We start from the raw sequence: 17,364 nt of genomic DNA on the forward strand, positions 1-17,364 counted from the left end.
GTGTCACCCCTCGGCCGCTTCCGTATCCGCGCCCTCACCCCTCACCGAGCCCGCCTGGTTGTGCCCTGTTGCCGCCGCCGGCTCCGGTACTCGGGCAGCCGTTGGGACTGCGGGGCTGTTTCTTTTCGAAGAGAGCGCCGATGAGGTAGACACACTGGGGCACCGCGTTGAGATCGTAGACATTGTCGATCTCCAGGATGGCGAGATTGCGGTTGTCCCCAATGCGTGAGGTGGCGAAGGAAATCGCCCCCGTGGCACCCCTGAACGTCATCTCCCGGAACTGCTGGGCCACCGCTCCTCGGTCCGGTCGGACACTGCCTTCGTGTTTCAGCCGCCGCCGCATCTGATCGATTGCCTCCACGAAGAGCCCGGCGCCGTCGTAGGCGAGTCCCGAGAGTTCCGCCGGCCACAACAGGGCGGGCGCCTCGTCCCCTTTCAGTGTCTCGGCGAGCCCCTTGTGCAGATCGCTGTATCCCGCGCAGAAGGCGTTGAGCGGCGTGCCCCCGCCCACCAGCGGCGCGGGTTTGCCCGCCAGACATTCGGGGCCCGCCAGGGTGACCAGGCTCCCCATGCCCACGTAGGACACCGCCAGCCCGGCCAGCTTGGTCTGCCTCCGGTTCTTTTCCTGTGCGATGAACCGGGACACCGAGTCGTCTGCGATGATCCGCGGGAGAAGCTTGCCGTTGTAACAGGAGGCCGCCCCGGTGAGAAAGTCCCCGAAGTCGTCCTCTCGCCCCGCGTAGTAGACAATCTCCTGACTACGGTCCACCGTGCCTTGACACAGCGAGTCAAGCTCCATGGGTGAATTCGTCCAGGCCATGTCCACGGAGTGGATCTTGGCGTCAGCCAGCTTGCCGCGCACGGCTTCGACCAGGGTCTTGATGTAGTTGTCGCCGCTGTCCAGCTTCGGGTGATAAACGGTGACCTTTTTTGCGTGCACATACTGGGCATACCTGGTGAGCAGTTCAGCCTGCCGCGCATTGCCAGGCACCAGCTGGAAGTACAGAGGGGAGCGATCCGCCAGCCCGGCCCCGGTGAGAGTGGTACCCACAGCTGGGATGCCCGCGAGGCCGAGCTGAGTGATCGCCTCCTCGGTTTCGGCGACGGTGCGATCTAGCCCCAGCACGCCCAGAATGGTTCGATCGGACGCGAACAGCGGGCGCAGCATCTCGCGTACGACCTGCGGAGCTTTCCTCATGCCGCTTCCGCCGTTGGCGACGATCACCCGGAGCAATGGCGACGACTTGGATTTCACATTTTGCTGACTCTGTCTCAGGTACAGGCCCTCCAGTTCCTCGGCGGAGGCGTCGTCCGTGTCCGGGGCGGCCCCGCGGTGCGTCAGCCCGACGAAGTACACGACGCCGAGATACGGGCGGCGTGCGTCCTCCTCGTGCAGCCGTTTGGCCAGCTCGTTCTGTTTGAAGATCGCTTTCTGGGCGTCCTTGAGCCGCTCGCTGGCGCCGAAGACCTGCGAGTCGTTGTCGCTGTAGCCGACGCACTGCGGGTCGTTCGGGGCGACCTCGACCAGTTTCACCGCGACCCCGCCGGTGAACCGAGGGCGGAAGTAGGAGCAGTTGGCTGCCCAGTAGTCCTGTACGTTCTGGGAAACGGGCACCAGTGCCAGCACCAGGGCGATGAGCACAGGCATCTCCACCAAACCGCGGCGGGCAAGAACCGGCGCCGGCCGGGTCCGGAACACCGCAGCGACATCCCACGCGTTACGGTCGTCCCTGCGGAGACGGCGGGTATGGGAAGGATTGTCCGGGCTGGGCAGTCGGACTCGGAAATACCGGGCGTCCTTGACCAGTTGTTGGCGTCTGCTCGGCAGAGTGCGCTGCCACTCCGACAACTCGTAGTCGGCGTCGGCAGGTTCGACGGCCTCCGACTCCCCTCCGACCGCAGTCGGCGGAGCCTCGTCGCTCGCGGCGATGACGAACAGCGGGTCGAGCTCGCCTGTCTCGTTGCGGACCTCGTTGATCAGCTGAAGCAGCTCCCAACCGCCGTTCTCCTGGGTGACGTTGTCGAGCAGTACGGTCAGATAGCTGGTACGGCGCCACCCTGACCGCTTCGGCACGATCCGCCAGCGGCAACGCCGGTAGGCGATGCGCAGATCCTCAAGAAACGCGTGGACGAGGAGCTTCTTGATCTGGTCAAGGCTTTCGGAGCCCCGCCGGTCGAGGGTGAGCCGTTCCGCGAAGCCCAGGAAGTTCACCGAGTGCCGAGGGATCATGTAGTTCTGCCCTCGGATGAACCACCGTGATTCCCTGCTGAGCCCCGGCACCCGTGCCTCCAGCCAGCGGAAGCCGGCGCGCCTGCCGATCCACAGCAGTAGGCGCAGACCGAGCCGTGTCGGCCCGCTGGTCGCCACATCGATCGCGTGGGAGAGCTCACTGGAGTCCGTGGGATGGGCCTCGTTGCCGCTCCACTGCCGCAGGAGCCGGAGCACGGGCCGGTCGTTGCGCCCCTGCGGGGGAGGCAACGGCTGGCCGGTCAGCCAGTCCGCGAGCCGGTAGTAGTCGAACCGAGTCAACTGCCCGGTGCCGAACCGGTCGGCGGCGAGGCTGACGCTCAGGACATCCAGGAGCGGGAGGAGGGGCATCTCCTCTCTGAGAGGTTGGACCTCCGCGGGATCACCTGCCACCGTCCACCGCTGTCTCGACTGATCCTGTGCGGTGTCCGCGTCGACGAAAGCGTGCGGCACTTTGGGAGGCGACGCTCTCTCCAGCCTTGCTGAGAGTGCGGTGAGGAAGCCGTTCGCACCCGTCTCGCGATGCAGGCAGAGCAGGGGCAGCGGCTGGTCACCGTGCCGCTCGTGCTCCGACGGCCGGGAGAGGAATCGGGGCCTCTCGGTCAGTCCCTTGATCAGCGATAACAGCGTATGAACACCGGTGAATATTGGTTCTGCCACCACCGTCTATCCTCCCGAATCCCGTATTCCGCACCACAGATCGGATTGGGACGACTGAGTTCGCGAACGTGCGGCCCGCCGAGGGAATATCACAAGCGGCGCCGAACTATCGAGCGTCAACTCACTCGTTCGATTTCCACACCCGCATCTCTCGTACCATCCGAGGTAACCCGATGATGCCGCATACCCGAGTTCGACGTCGCTCTGAATGAGACTCCGAACTATAGCCAGGGAGCTTCTGCCTGTGGTCGGTTTCACGGATTCCAAATCTCTGGATCCGGCGGTGATTCCCCACGCCGAAACTTCTTCGACTCGCGGTCGCAGCCACTCCCCCGTTTGAGGGTGGAGCGCCGCCCCCTCGGGCCGAGCCCAGCTTGTGACGCGAATCTTGAGAGGAGACGCACTAAATTGTAGATTTATGGGTGATAACGTACTGAAATATGCAATGGGTGCCACAACGGCTGGCCCCGTCCGTGGTTTCATGGGCACCCGTACCACCGACAGAGAGCGACGAAGATGGCGACACCGCAGGCCAGGTGGAGCGCGCTGCTGGAGATGCTGACGCGCGACGGGCGTATCGAGGTCGAGGCGGCCGCGACCGAACTCGCGGTGTCCGCTGCCACGATCCGGCGCGACCTCGACGAGCTGGCTCGCCAGCAGATGGTCACCCGCACCCACGGCGGCGCTGTGATCAACGCGATCGCCTACGACCTGCCGCTGCGTTACAAGGCGGCACGCCACGCCCCCGAGAAGGAGCGGATAGCGCACGCGGCGGCCGGTCTGGTCAAGGCCGGGGCGGTGGTCGGCCTCAATGGCGGCACCACGACCACCGAAGTCGCACGGGCGCTGGCGACCCGGAGCGACCTGGGCTCCGAGGGCGTCGAGCCCTCGCTGACGGTTGTCACCAATGCCCTGAACATCGCCAACGAGCTGGTCGTGCGCCGCCATGTGAAGCTCGTCGTCACCGGCGGAGTGGCCCGTCCGGCCTCGTACGAACTGATCGGGCCGCTGGCCACCGAACTGCTCGCGGAGATCACGCTGGATCACGTCTTCATCGGAGTGGACGGGATCGACGCCGTGCACGGCGCGACCGCCCATCACGAAGGTGAGGCCAGCATCAACCGAACACTGGCGCGGCGCGCCCAGCAGGTTGTCGTGGTCGCCGACTCCTCCAAGCTGGGCAAGCGGGCGTTCGCGCGGATCTGCCCGTTGGAGGACGTCCATGTGCTGGTCACCGACAAGGACGCTCCCGCCGGACTCATCGAGCCGTTCGTCGCCGGGGGCGTGGAGATCGTCCGCGCCTGAACCTCCCTGTGCCACAGGGAGGTTGTCGGCCCCTCCGGGACGACGTCCAGCCCCGGCCCTTCCCTGGCGCCCGGCGCCTGGTCCGCACCGGGGGGACGCACTGCCTCACCCCTTGACGCCACCGGCCGTCAGACCGCTGACCAGATGCCGTTCCACGAACATGAACAGCACCACGACCGGGACGATGGAGAGCAAGGAAGCGGCGAAGAGGTACTGCCACTGCTCCTGGTACGCGGTGACGAACCCGGGGATGGCCTTGGTCAGCGTCGTGCGGTCCTTCGAGGACGTGATGGTGAGTGCGACGACGTACTCGTTCCAGGCGGCGATGAACGTGTACACCGCTGCCGTCACCACACCGGGCATGGCCAGCGGCAGGGTGATCCGGGTCAGCGCCCCCAGCCGGCCGGCCCCGTCCAGGTACGCCGCCTCCTCCAACTCCTTGGGGACACTCGCGAAGTACGCGTTGAGGATCCACACGCAGAACGGCAGATTGAACGCCGCGTTGACCAGGATCAGCGCCTCGCCGGTGTCGGTCAGGTCGAGGCTGACCATCTCCCGGTAGATGCCGACCAGCAGTGCTGTGGGCGCGAACATCTGGGTGACCAGGACCAGCAGCAGGAACGTGCCGCGGCCGCGGAAACGGTGCCGCGCGGTGTAGTACGCGGCGGGCAGTCCGACGAGCAGCGCGAGCAGCGTGGACATCCCGGCGACGTACAGCGAGAAGCCCAGCGAGCCGGTGACCGGCGGATCGTCGAGCGACCATACGTCGGCGAAGTTCGACCACTGCCAGTGGGACGGCAGGTACGAGGGCGGGGACTTCATCAGTTCCGGCGTCGGCTTCAGTGCCGTCAGCAGCATCTGGAGGTACGGGGAGAGGAAGACCAGGGCGACCAGCCAGCCGACTCCGGTGAGCAGCACGGTGCGCACCTTGTGCCCCGCCCGTGGTCCGGCGTGCGCTGCGGGCGTTGTCATCGGATCTCCTCCCGCCATCGCACGACCCGCAGATACGCGAGCACCACGACGAGGATCAGTGCGAAGTTCACGACGGCCATCGCGGCCGACTCACCGACGGCCTGGTTGTCGAAGGCGAGCTTGTACATAAAGGTCGTCGTCGTGTCGGTGGCGAAGCCGGGGCCGCCGCGGGTCATCGCCCAGATGATCGGGAACGAGTTGAACACGTTGATGATGTTGATGATCGCGGCCACCAGCAGCGAGGGCCGCAGCAGCGGCAGCGTGACGGAGAGGTACGTCCTGAGCGTCCCGGCGCCGTCCATGCGGGCCGCCTCGTAGACGTCCGTCGGGATGGTCTGGAGTCCGGAGAGGATGACGAACGCGGTGAACGGCAGCGAGACGAACACCGCCACGGCCATCATCGCCGCGAAGCCGAGGACGGGGTCGGCCAGCCAGTTCACCGGCTTGTCCAGGAGGCCCAGGTCCATCAGGAGGCGGTTGACGACGCCGTAGAAGTTGTTGAGCATCCAGCGCCAGATGAGTGCGGTCATCAGTACCGACGCCGCCCAGGGCACGATGAGGGCCCAGCGGACCACCCGCTGCCCGGGGAAGCGGGTGTTGAGCAACTGGGCGAGCCCCAGGGCCAGTAGGAGTGTGACCGCGACGACGCCGACGACCCAGATCAGCGTGCGCAGCAGTACGCCCGGCAGGTCCTCCTCGGCGAACAGGTCGGTGTAGTTGTCGAGGCCCGCGGAGCCGAGGGACAGCCCGGTGGAGCTGATTCGGGTGAGGGAGGTGCGGACCATTTCGACGACCGGCCAGACCACCATGGCCAGGATGAGGACGACGGCGGGGCCGAGCCACAGCAGCGGTTCGAGAGCCCGCAGCCCGCGCCGCCGTTTCCGGCCCGGGCCACCGGGCGGTGCCGCCGCCTTCGGGGCCGGCTCTCGCCGGTCCCCGGACGGGCGTACGGGGATGTCGTGGACGGCCATGCGTCAGCCGGCCTTCTGCGCGGTCTTCTGGATCTTCTCCAGGACCTGCCGGGGATCGCCGCCGGCCACGGCGGTGCCTATCTGCTGTTTCACCGCGCCGTCGACGGCCGCCCAGCCCGGGTTGTCGGCCGGCGCGAACTTGGCGCCGGACAGCGCGTCGACGAACGGCTTGTAGTAGGCGGTGTCCGAACTGAGCGCGTCACCGGCCGACTTGGTCACCGAGAGGAATCCCTCGGTGGACAGGAAGTTGGAGGCGTTCTCCTTCTGGTAGACGAAGTCCAGGAACTTGTTGACGGCCTCCCGGTTCTTACCGCCGTCCTTCTTGAACGCCACCAGGTAGTCCTGCACTCCTAGGGTGTTGTGGGTGGTGCCGTCCTTGCTGGGCAGGGGCGCGACACCGTAGTCGAGGTTCTTGTCGACGGGGTCGATGAAGCCCTTGCGCATGAAGACGGCGCCGTTGATCATGCCGATCCGGCCCTGTGCGAACTGGTTGAAGACGTCCTTGCGGTTGGTGGTCTCCGGGTTGGGCTGGGTGAGCCCTTCCTTGGTCAGCTTCCTGAGGTAGGTCAGCGTGTCCACGTTCGCCTGCTGGTCGACGGCCCACTTCCCGGAGTTGTCGACCCAGCCGCCGCCGTTGTTCATCGACCAGATGCCGAACTCGCCCTGGGCCTCCTCAGGCCCGAGTGGCAGTCCCAGGGGGATGACCCCGGTCTTCTTGGCCTTCTTGATCTTCTTGGCGGCGGCTTCGACCTCGGCCCAGCTCTTCGGCGGCGCTGTGACACCTGCCTGCTTGAAGATCGCCTTGTTGTAGAAGAACAGCCGCGCGCTGGAGATGAACGGCAGGCCGTACTGGACTCCTTGGTACTTGGCCTGGTCGGCGAAGAGGGGCAGGAAGTCGCCGAGCACCTTCGCCGACACCGCCTCGTCGGCCTTGTAGATCAGGTCGTCGCGGGCGAAGTCCGAGAACTTGTTGTAGTTGAGGACGTCCGGCTGCTGCTTGGTCTGGATGTACGTCTTGACCTTGGAGTCCATCTGCTCCCAGTCGACGACTTCCAGGTTGACCTTGCAGCCGGGGGTGCGGGCCTCGAAGTCCTTGATGAGTTTCTCCCAGTAGGGCCGGGTGTCCTCGTCGTACTTCGCGGCCACGAAGGTGATCGTCCGGCCGTCCGAGGCGCCGCTGCCGGAGGAGCCCCCTTTGCCGCATCCAGTGAGCGTCAAGGCCAGAACGAGGCCTGCGGCCGTGCCTGCGAGGTGCTGTTTCACTCGGGTACCACCCTCTCTTCGTGCCACTGTGCAAGGACGACGGGTGCGGCTCACTGCTTGTTTATGCTCGAATCTACTGAGAATCGAGCAGTAAACGCCATCATGCTCAATCGATCACGCATAGTGTCAAGAGGCCGCCGGATCACGACTCGGTCAAGCCGGGCGCGGTCCATGGGAGTTGCCGCCAGCCGGACAGAGCGTAGATCGCCACCCCGCCGGAGTGCCGACACCGCGCCATCACGCTCACCGGGCAGCCGGACGTGGTCCGCGTCGTGGAGCCGCCCAGGACGGGTGAGCGCGTGCGCCTCGTCGGCTGCGGCACCTCGTGGTTCATGGCTCAGGCGACGCGATGCTCCGCGAGTCCCCGGGCCACGGCGAGACCGATGTCCCTGCGGTGTCCGCGATGCCGGCCGCATGGAGCTACGACCGGGTGGTCGCACTGCCCTGGTCGAGCACCGCCACGGGGCCCCGGGCGGTACTTCGGCGCTGCGGGGGGTGCCGCTGCCGTCCTGGAGTTCGCCGACGCGACGCCGGTCGCGCGGACTCGGTTCACCACCACTGATCTGGCGTTTCTACGCGCGGCGCTGGGCAAAGACCTGAGCGCTCCGGCCGCGCAGGGGACGATCGCCCTCACCGATCACCCTCGCCGAGTGCCCGCGCCGAGTCACCGACCGGCGAGCTCCTGGGCGCCGAGCAGTTCACGTTCCTCGGCAGCGGCTGGACCCACGGCGGGATACAGGAAGCGGCGCTGAGGATGCGCGCGGCAGCGGGCGCCTGGACGCAGGCGCACTCGGTGACGAACTACCGGCACGGGCCGATCAGTGTCACCGGGCCCGGGAGGGTGGCGATTTGATTCGTCGCCCCGTCCGCCCTTCCGCAGGGACTGCCCGGCGAGATCGCCCGCGTCGGCCTCCGGCCGGCGACCTTCGGCCATGACCCGATGGGGGACCTTGTCGTGGTGCGGCGACTCGCCGCGGCCCTCGGCGTGGCGCGCGGCATGGACTCGGACAACCCACGCCGTCTCACGCGTTCGGCGATCCTCGCCTGACGCGGTTACACAGAATTAACAGCCTTCCGGAGGCGGGCCCGCCGTCCACGGCTGATACCCGTGAGCAGCGGGCCCACCTGTCATCGCTGCACCAGCGGCCAGCGCGGCCTCACAGGAATCAAGGGACGCGTCGTTGACAGATGAAATTTACTGCAAGATTATGTGCGGAAAACTACAAGATCTTGCATCACTCATCAGAGCTTCCCGGCCTCTGCCCGCTGGAGGACAACAGTGCGTGCACAGCCCCGCAGACTCGGCGTCGTACTTACCGCCGCCTTGACCCTGACTCTCGCCCCGCTCGGCACGGAACCCCCGGCCCTGGCCCAGTCGTCACCGGCCGGTTCGGCCCCGGGGCCGAAGGTGATCGAGACCGCGGACGGGCTCACCCTGTCCGTACCGGCCACCGGGAAGAGCCCGGGCTACACCGTCGACGTTCCCAGCGACGGCGATCTGGCGCTCCGCACCGAACGCGCCGGCACCCCCGTCCTCGCCACCGCGGGCGGCGACACGGGCGCCTTACGGTTCCGTTCCGGCGGTGTGTGGCAGCACGCCACCGACGTCACCGGCTGGCGCTGGAAGGACGGCGTCCTGACCCTGACCGCCGGCACCACGCTCGCCGGGGCCACCGTCCAGGCGCGCCTCACTCCCGCCGCCGACCGCTACCAACTCGACTGGAACGTCGAAGGAGTCGAGCCGGACTGGCTGGGACTCGCCTACGACCTGGCCTCCGCCGGGCACTGGTACGGGCACGGCGAGGCCGAGACCCCGCAGGGCGGTCCCGGCACCGACCAGCCCTGGCCGCTGGACAGGGGCGAGGTCGAGCACCCCGGCTTCTCCCCCGCCTCGTACCACATGATCGATCCGTTCTGGTACACCTCCAGCTCGGCCGGGCTCCGCGTCGACACCGGGCATGTCATGGACGTGGCGATCAATGAGGGCAAGGACGGACTCGGAAGCTTCGACATCGAGTCCTCCGACCCCTACAAGGCCACCGTCTTCGTCGAGTCGACACCGCTGGAGGTCTACCGCGACTACGTCGGCATCGTCGGGAAACCGGCGAAGAGCGACGCCACGTACGAGCAGTACGCCAAGCCGGTCTGGAATTCCTGGGCGCAGTTCTACACCAAGGTCGACCAGGAGAAGGTCCTCGACTACGCCACCGACCTGAAGGACAACGGGCTCGAAGGGCACGCACTCCAGCTCGACGACAAGTGGGAGTCGAACTACGGCAACCTGACCTTCGACGCCAAGGCCTACCCCGACCCGAAGGCCATGTCGAAGAAGATCCATGACCTCGGTTTCGATTTCGGGCTCTGGACCACCCTGTGGATCAACCTCGACTCCGACAACTACCAGTTCGCCGTCGACAAGGGCTACTTGCTCAAGGACGCCGCCGACACCGCCAAGCCGTGCACCGTGACGTGGTGGAACGGAACGGCGGGCATCATCGACCTCGCCAACCCTGAGGCCAAGGCCTGGTACACCGGCCGCATCAAGACGCTGATGAGCGACTACGACATCGACGGCCTGAAGTTCGACACCCGGTTCTTCGACGACAAGTGCGCCCCGCGCGACGGGTTCAAGCCGACCGACTACCAGCGGCTCGGCACCGAACTCGCCGACGAGTTCGACCTTCAGGGTGTCGGAATCCGCGTGCACTGGGACTCCACCGCCCACCAGGCCGGCTTCGTCACCCGACAGGTCGACAAGGGCACCGGATGGGACTCGGTCCGCGCCTCCGTCAGCCAGAACCTCGCGATCTCCACGATCGGCTACCCCTTCGTCACCACCGACATGATCGGCGGCTCCGGAGGCCAACCCGCGCCCGAGAAGGACGTGTTGATCCGCTCGGCCCAGGTCGCCTCGCTGATGCCGCTGATGTACTCCTCCACCTCGCCCGTCGACACGATCGACGTGACGACCGGTCAGAAGGTCGTCTACGACCAGCAGACCATCGACCTCTACCGGGCGGCGATCAAACGGCACGAACGTCTCGCGCCGTACATCTGGGACCAGGTGCAGCAGACTCTGAAGACCGGTGACCCGATCGTCCGACCGCTGTTCTTCGACTACCCGAAGGACAAGGCGGGTTACACCGTCTCCGACGAGTGGATGCTCGGCCCCGCCGTCCTCGCCGCACCGCAGGTCGCCGACAGGGCCACCCGGACCGTACATCTGCCCCCGGGCACCTGGTACGACGTCAACCAGGGCACCGTGATCCGCGGCCCGAAGGACCTCAAGGGCTACGGTGCTCCCCTGGGCGTCACCCCCGCCTTCGTGAACCTCAAAGCGAAGGGCGCCGACAAGGCGCTGCGTGCCCTGCGGAGCGCCAAGGCCCCCGCCGCCTCCGTACTGCTCTCCCCCGACGCGCCGGAGACCGGCAACGGTGAGGCCTTCGAGATCACCACCACGACCACCAACTGGGGCTCCCAGCCGCTGAAGCGGGTCACGGCCGCGCTGAAGGCGCCCGACGGCTGGCGCGCCGAGTCCACCACGGCCGCGACCACCAGGTCGCTCGCCGCCGGAGCCACGCTCACCACCAAGTGGACCGTCACCCCGCCCGCCGACGCGCCCTGGGGCAGCCACACCCTCACCGGGACGGTGACCTACGACGGCAGCCCGCCCGTCTCCGACCGCGTCCCCGTGAAGGTGAAGCCGCAACCGGGTGCGGTCTCGGCGCCGTACCGCACCGCCGACACCGCGGGCGACGCCCAATTCGCCCAGGCCGGTGACCAGTTCGCCATCTGGGCGGGTGGCCAGGACCTGTCCGGCTGGAAGGACGAGAAGGCCGCCGTCTACGAGAAGTCAGTGGTCGGGGACAAGGCCACCGTGCGGGCACGGCTCGTCTCTCAGGAGTCCGCCAGTCCCGTCGGCAAGGCCGGTATCGCCGTCGCCAACGACCTGACCGCGCCCGAGAAGGGCGGCTACGCGGTCCTCGTCATGACAGACAAGTACGGCCTGGAGTTCATGACCGACAGCGACGGCGACGGAAAGCTCGACACCTGGGCGGGCGGCGGCCAGACGTACCACCCCGCCCACCTCAAGCTGGTGCGCGACGGCACGACCTACACGGCGTACGCGAGCAAGGACGGCACCACCTGGTCCACCGTCGGCTCGGCCACGGTCGCCTCGGCCTCCGGTACCGGCGACGCGGGCCTGGTCGCCTCGGGCGCCAACGTCAACTATCCAGGCGAACGGATCCAGGCCGTCTTCGACGGCTTCTCGGTCACCGCGTCCTGACCCGTCACCGCGTCTTGAACGCACACCGCGTCGGGGGCGCTTCCGGCCGACGCAGCCCGCAAGCGCCCCCGACAGCTCGGCGTCACCCGACACTTCGGCAGTACCCGACGGCCCTTTTCCGACAGGGGTTCACCCATGCCACGGCTCGCCCGTACACCTGCCCTCATCGCGTCTTTTCTCGCCGGCGCACTCGTCGCGACGACCACCACCGTGATCGCGGCCACCGATGATGACCAGCACAAACCCACCACCACGTGGCTGACCGTGAAGGTCGCCGACGCCATGGGCACCAGGGACACCGTCACCTGGGTCCCCACCGGCTCCTTCGCGAGCTCCGCGGAGGTCCGGGTCCCGCGCTATCCGATGACCGCCATCGAGGGCAAGGACACCAAGGACCTGGCCCTGGACGCCGTACGCGGCGAGCAGGTCTCCGGTCAGCTCGCCATCGCCTCCGGCACCAGCCTCAACGACGTGCACGCGAAGGTCGGCGACCTGACCGGGCCGGGCGGCGCCAAGCTCGACGGCGACAGCACCCAGGTGCGGTTCGTGAAGTACGTGCCCGTGCAGCGCTCCAAGAGCGAGGTCGACTGGTCGGCCACCATCGACCAGGTCAGCTCCGCCAAGGAGGTCTCCGGCGACCGTAACCCGGACGTCGTGGGTGACCCCCTGGAGGAACGCGCCTCCGTCGACGTCCCCGCGTACGCCGCCCAGCCGCTCTGGTTCACGTTCCACATCCCGAAGAACGCCAGGCCCGGCACGTACAAGGGCACGGTCCGCGTCGACGTCGGCGACCACACGCAGGCCACGTACCCGCTCACCGTCAACGTCGCCGACACCACCGTGCCGGCCCCGGCCGACTACAAGTTCTTCCTCGACGTCTGGGCGCAGCCGGAGACCATCGCACAGGCCCACAAGGTCAAGCTGTGGTCGAAGGAGCACTGGAAGCTCATCGAGGCGTACGACCGCGATCTGGCCTCGCGCGGGCAGAAGGTCATCAACACCACGATCGTCGACAACCCCTGGCACCACCAGTGGTCCCTCGGCACCCGGGAGTCGCAGACCGCGACGCCGTACACCAGCATGGTCGGCTGGACGTGGAACGGAACGAAGTTCGCCTTCGACTTCGCCCGCTGGGACAAGTACGTCGAGACCGCCAGGAAGGCTGGGCTCGGCCCCGACACCGGCGCCTTCTCGATGCTGGCGTTCCAGGACCAGGAGCACCTCACCTACACCGACACGCGGACCCGCAAGACCGTCTACGAGAACGTCGATCTGGGCGGAACCCGCTGGCGGGAGGCCTGGGGCGCCTATCTGCCCGCCTTCGAGGCCCACTTGAAGAAGAAGGGCTGGCTGAAGGACACCTGGCTGTCCTTCGACGAGCGGCCGATCAGCACCATGACGGTGGTCAAGGACTTCGTCCACGAGGTGGCGCCGGTCTTCGACGACCGCATCTCCGTGGCCGGATCGATCAGCACGGAGGGCGTCGCGTCGAACCTGTCGGTCGACTGGGGCGACATCGACGCGATGACGAAGGAGAAGGCGGCACAGCGGCGCGCGGCCGGCAAGATCACCACGTTCTACGTGTACGGAGCTCCGGCCCACCCCAACACCCTGTCGTACTCCCCCGCCGTCGAGGCACGGATGCTGCCGTGGATCTCCGCCCAGCGCGGTCTCGACGGGTTCCTGCGCTGGTCGTACAACAGCTGGACCAGCGACCCCTTCAAGCAGCCCGTGCACATCTTCACCCAGGGCGACGAGTACCTGGTCTACCCGGGGAAGAACGGGCCGATGTCCAGCATCCGCTGGGAGCAACTCAAGGAAGGTATCGAGGACTTCGAGCTCATCGCGCAACTGCGCGCGAGGGACGGCGGTGACAGCGCCGCCCTCACCGAGGCCCTCACCACGGCCACCCGGGATCTGGACGGCCGTACGAAGAACGTGACCGACATCGAGACCGCGCGGGCGGCCGTCGTGAAGGGCCTGACGTCATGAGAAGGCGCGGGAGATCCCTGCTGCTCACGTCCGTGCTGACCGCACTGTCCCTGACTGTCCCCACCGCGACGGCCGCGATGCCACCGGCCAAGGCGGAGGCCCAAGTGGTGCCCGCGGCGGGGCAGAAGCACACGGTCACCTACGACCAGTACTCCGTGCGGGTCGACGGCAGGCCCCTCTACATCTGGGGCGCCGAGCTGCACTACTTCCGGCTGCCCAGCCCGGACGCCTGGCGTGACGTGCTCCAGAAGATCAAGGCGGGCGGCTTCAACGCGGTCTCCCTGTACTTCGACTGGGGCTACCACTCCGCCAAGCCGGGCGCGTACGACTTCACCGGCATCCGTGACGTGGAACGGCTGCTCGACGAGGCCGAGCGAGCCGGCCTGTACGTGATCGCCCGCCCCGGCCCCTACATCAACGCCGAGGTGTCCGGCGGCGGCATGCCCGCCTGGCGCTCGGCACAGGCGGGCGTGAACCGCACCTCCGAGCCGGAGTACCTGAAGGCGGCGCGGGAGTGGATGAGCCGGATCAACCCGATCATCGCGCGGCACCAACTCACGCGCGGTACCGGCTCGGTGATTTTGTATCAGGTCGAGAACGAGTACCAGGGCGGCCGCCACGACGCCGACTACATGCAGACGCTCATCGACTGGGCGAAGCAGGACGGCATCGACGTGCCGACCTTCGTCAACGACGGTGGCGCCAACCAGAACTGGGTGAGCGGCAAGGGCGCCCCGGACATCTACGGCTTCGACGCCTACCCGCAGGGCTTCGACTGCAAGGACCCCGACACCTGGAAGAACCTGCCGGACTATTCCTACGTCAACGAGTGGAAGCCCGAGTCACCGCTGATCATCCCGGAGGCGCAGGGCGGCGCCTTCGACCCGTGGGGCGGCACCGGCTACCAGGACTGCGCGAAACTCACCGGCACCGACTTCACCCGGGTCTTCGGCAAGATGAACATCGCCGCCGGGGTCTCCGGCCAGTCCTTCTACATGACGTACGGCGGCACCAACTGGGGCTGGCTCGCCGATCCGAACGCCGTGTACACGTCGTACGACTACGGGGCCGCGATCAACGAGTCCCGCCAACTCACCGACAAATACCAGGAGTTCAAGCACCTCGGGTACTTCGTGAACTCGGTGGGATCACTGGCACGCACCGACAAGGCCACCGCGCCCGTCCCGTCCGACGAGGCGCTGCGCATCGACCGGCGCGTCAACCCCGACGACGGCACCCAGTTCTTCAGCGTCCGGCACGCCGACACCCGGGTGAAGGACAAGGACGAGACGACGCTGTCCCTGTCGGGCAAGGACGGCGACTATCCGCGCGTCCCGCAGCAGGGCGCGATCACCGTCGACGGCCGGGACGCCAAACTCCTCGTCGCCGGTTATGACCTGGGCGACCAGCGGCTCGTCTACTCCACCTCGGAGATCATGACGCACGCCGCCATCGGCGACCGCGAGGTGGCCCTGCTGTACGGGCGGGCGGGCGAGGCCGGCGAGACCGTGCTGCGGTACGCGAAGCGGCCCCAGGTGAAGGTGCTCGACGGCGATGTCACCACCACGTGGGACGCCGAACGCGGTGACCTGCGCCTGAACTACACCCACAAGGGCTTGATCCGGGTGCGGGTGAACGGCCTGGAACTGCTGATCGCCGACGTGGCCGAGACCGCCCACTGGTGGCGGCAGGACACCTCCGCCGGGCCGGTTCTGGTACGTGGCCCGTCCTTGGTCCGTACGGCCGAAGTCGCGGGCGACACGCTGAAGTTGACCGGCGATTCGGCCAAGGCCGCGAAGATCGAGGTCATCGCAGACGCGAAGAAGGTCACCTGGAACGGCCGCAGGACCGCGGTCACCGAAGCGCCGAGCCCGGTCCGGCTGCCCACGCTGTCGACATGGAAGTACAAGGAGGAAGCCCCGGAATCCGCCCCGGGCTTCGACGACTCCTCCTGGACCACGGCAGCCCATCTCACCGCCAACAACGCCGCATTGAACGGTTCGCTGCCGGTGCTCGCGATGGACGAGTACGGCTACCACCACGGCGACGTCTGGTACCGGGGCCGGTTCCGGACCACCGGTGCCGCGACCGCGCTCGCCCTGAATGCCGACACCGGCCCGACCGGCCAGTACGCGGTCTGGATCAACGGCCGCTACCTCGGCACCTCCGGCGACGGCGCGCACACCTTCGACATCCCGTCGGGCACCCTCAAGGCCGGCGGGGACAACGTGCTCGCCATCCTGGTCGAGAACGCGGGCCACAACGAGGAGTGGGGCCACGACTACTCCAAGGAGCCACGCGGTCTGCTAGGCGCCGAGGTGATCGGCGGTGCCTCCACCCTCACCTGGAAGATCCAGGGCAGCCGCGGCGCCGAGAACCCGGTCGACCCCGCACGCGGCCCGTACAACAACGGCGGACTGTATGGAGAGCGGGCCGGCTGGTCGCTGCCCGGCTACCCGGACGGCGGCTGGAAGCGCACCACACTCGCCGCCGGGTCAGCGGCGACGGAACCCGGCGTGCGGTGGTACCGCACCAGCGCGAATCTCGACCTGCCGAAGGGCCAGGACAACGCGATCGCGCTGGACCTGGCGGAGCCCGAGGGCGGCAGCACGGCCTACCGGGCGCAGATCTTCGTCAACGGCTGGCTGATCGGACGCTATCTGCCCGCCATCGGACCCCAGACCCGTTTCGTCATCCCCAAGGGCATCCTGCGCGAGCAGGGCGACAACAGCATCGCCCTGGCGGTGTGGTCAAACGGCAAGGCGGCGGGCCCCGGTTCGGCGAAACTCGTCGACCTCGGCGCGACGGCCGGCGGGATCAAGGTGAACACCGTGGCCGCACCCTCGTACGACGCGAAGACGTACGCAATGCCGGACGCCGGGGCCCGGGTCTCCGTGGACGCCGAGCCCTTCCTGAGCACCGGCGTGGCCACCAAGGTCCCCGTCACGCTGACCGTGCCGAAGGACGCCCCCACCGCTCGCGACGTCAAGCTGTCGCTGACCGTCCCGGAGGGCTGGACCGCGACCGCGGACGGGGCCACCGGCTTTGCCCGGGTCAGGCCCGGCGCGTCGGTGACCGCCGTGTACACCGTGACGCCGCCCGCCGACCCGGTTCACTACGCCGTGCTGTCCGCGACTGCTGCGCTGCAGCAGAAGGGCCATCCATCCACGGTGACCGGCGAGCGGGCCGTGCAGGTGCCGCCGCCAGGACTCGCCAAGGACGCGTACGTCAGCGATCTGACCCTCGTCAAGGCGGTCAACGGCTGGGGTCCCGTCGAGAAGGACCAGTCCAACGGCGAGGCCGCCGCCGGTGACGGACGTACGCTCACCATCGCCGGTGCCGACTACGGCAAGGGTCTCGGCGTCCACGCGAACAGCCAGGTCCGGGTCTATCTCGGGGGCGGCTGCACCCGGTTCACCGCCGTCGCCGGGGTGGACGACGAGGTCGGTGACGGCGGCAGCGTCTCCTTCCAGGTGGTCGCCGACGGCCGCACCCTCGCCACCACCCCGGTCGTGTCCGGCTCCGAAGGAGGCACCGCCGTCGACGTGGACGTGTCCGGCGCCCGCTGGCTGGACCTGCTGGTTGACGGGGGCGGCGATGTCTCCAGCGACCACGCAGACTGGGCGAACGCCAGGCTGACCTGTACGGGCGGTTCCTGATGGCCG

8 protein-coding genes are annotated in these 17,364 nt (G+C 67.8%); 4 read left to right on the forward strand and 4 right to left on the reverse strand.

The annotated features are described in order from the left end of the window. Positions 1-34: 34 nt before the first annotated feature. Positions 35-2,908, reverse strand: a complete 2,874-nt coding sequence (locus tag ABZT02_RS11015; protein WP_356016417.1) for a hypothetical protein — start codon at positions 2,906-2,908, stop codon at positions 35-37. A 516-nt stretch (positions 2,909-3,424) separates the two neighbouring features. Between ABZT02_RS11015 and ABZT02_RS11020 the strand changes: the two genes are divergently transcribed. Continuing rightward, on the forward strand, positions 3,425-4,213 hold the full coding sequence (locus tag ABZT02_RS11020) for a DeoR/GlpR family DNA-binding transcription regulator (protein WP_356016419.1): 789 nt from the start codon (positions 3,425-3,427) through the stop codon (positions 4,211-4,213). Between the two features lie 105 nt (positions 4,214-4,318). Here ABZT02_RS11020 and ABZT02_RS11025 read toward each other — a convergent pair whose 3' ends face one another. Genes ABZT02_RS11025 through ABZT02_RS11035 form a run of 3 tightly spaced genes read right to left on the reverse strand, consistent with a single transcriptional unit; the run spans position 4,319 to position 7,374 of the window. Beyond that, entirely contained in the window at positions 4,319-5,185 is an 867-nt protein-coding gene (locus tag ABZT02_RS11025) for a carbohydrate ABC transporter permease (RefSeq protein WP_356016421.1), read from the reverse strand. Then, the gene (locus ABZT02_RS11030; protein ID WP_356016423.1) at positions 5,182-6,156 is read right to left on the reverse strand and encodes a sugar ABC transporter permease; all 975 of its coding nucleotides are present in this window, start codon (positions 6,154-6,156) and stop codon (positions 5,182-5,184) included. The genes ABZT02_RS11025 and ABZT02_RS11030 overlap by 4 nt, the downstream gene beginning before the upstream one ends. Before the next feature lie 3 nt (positions 6,157-6,159). Continuing rightward, a complete protein-coding gene (locus ABZT02_RS11035) occupies positions 6,160-7,374 on the reverse strand; it encodes an extracellular solute-binding protein (RefSeq protein WP_356016425.1) in 1,215 nt (404 codons plus the stop codon). Positions 7,375-8,698: 1,324 nt separating this feature from the next. Between ABZT02_RS11035 and ABZT02_RS11040 the strand changes: the two genes are divergently transcribed. From ABZT02_RS11040 to ABZT02_RS11050, 3 genes are all read left to right on the forward strand, one after another. Beyond that, positions 8,699-11,707 (forward strand): TIM-barrel domain-containing protein, encoded by a 3,009-nt coding sequence (locus ABZT02_RS11040; protein ID WP_356016427.1) that lies wholly within the window; start codon positions 8,699-8,701, stop codon positions 11,705-11,707. 135 nt (positions 11,708-11,842) lie between these two features. Further along, the gene (locus tag ABZT02_RS11045; RefSeq protein ID WP_356016429.1) at positions 11,843-13,699 is read left to right on the forward strand and encodes a glycoside hydrolase domain-containing protein; all 1,857 of its coding nucleotides are present in this window, start codon (positions 11,843-11,845) and stop codon (positions 13,697-13,699) included. Continuing rightward, the gene (locus ABZT02_RS11050) at positions 13,696-17,358 is read left to right on the forward strand and encodes a beta-galactosidase (RefSeq protein ID WP_356016430.1); all 3,663 of its coding nucleotides are present in this window, start codon (positions 13,696-13,698) and stop codon (positions 17,356-17,358) included. Before ABZT02_RS11045 ends, ABZT02_RS11050 begins: the two co-directional genes overlap by 4 nt. Positions 17,359-17,364 lie beyond the last annotated feature (6 nt).

The organism is Streptomyces sp. NPDC005402 (genome assembly GCF_040606575.1).
Classification (GTDB): domain Bacteria; phylum Actinomycetota; class Actinomycetes; order Streptomycetales; family Streptomycetaceae; genus Streptomyces.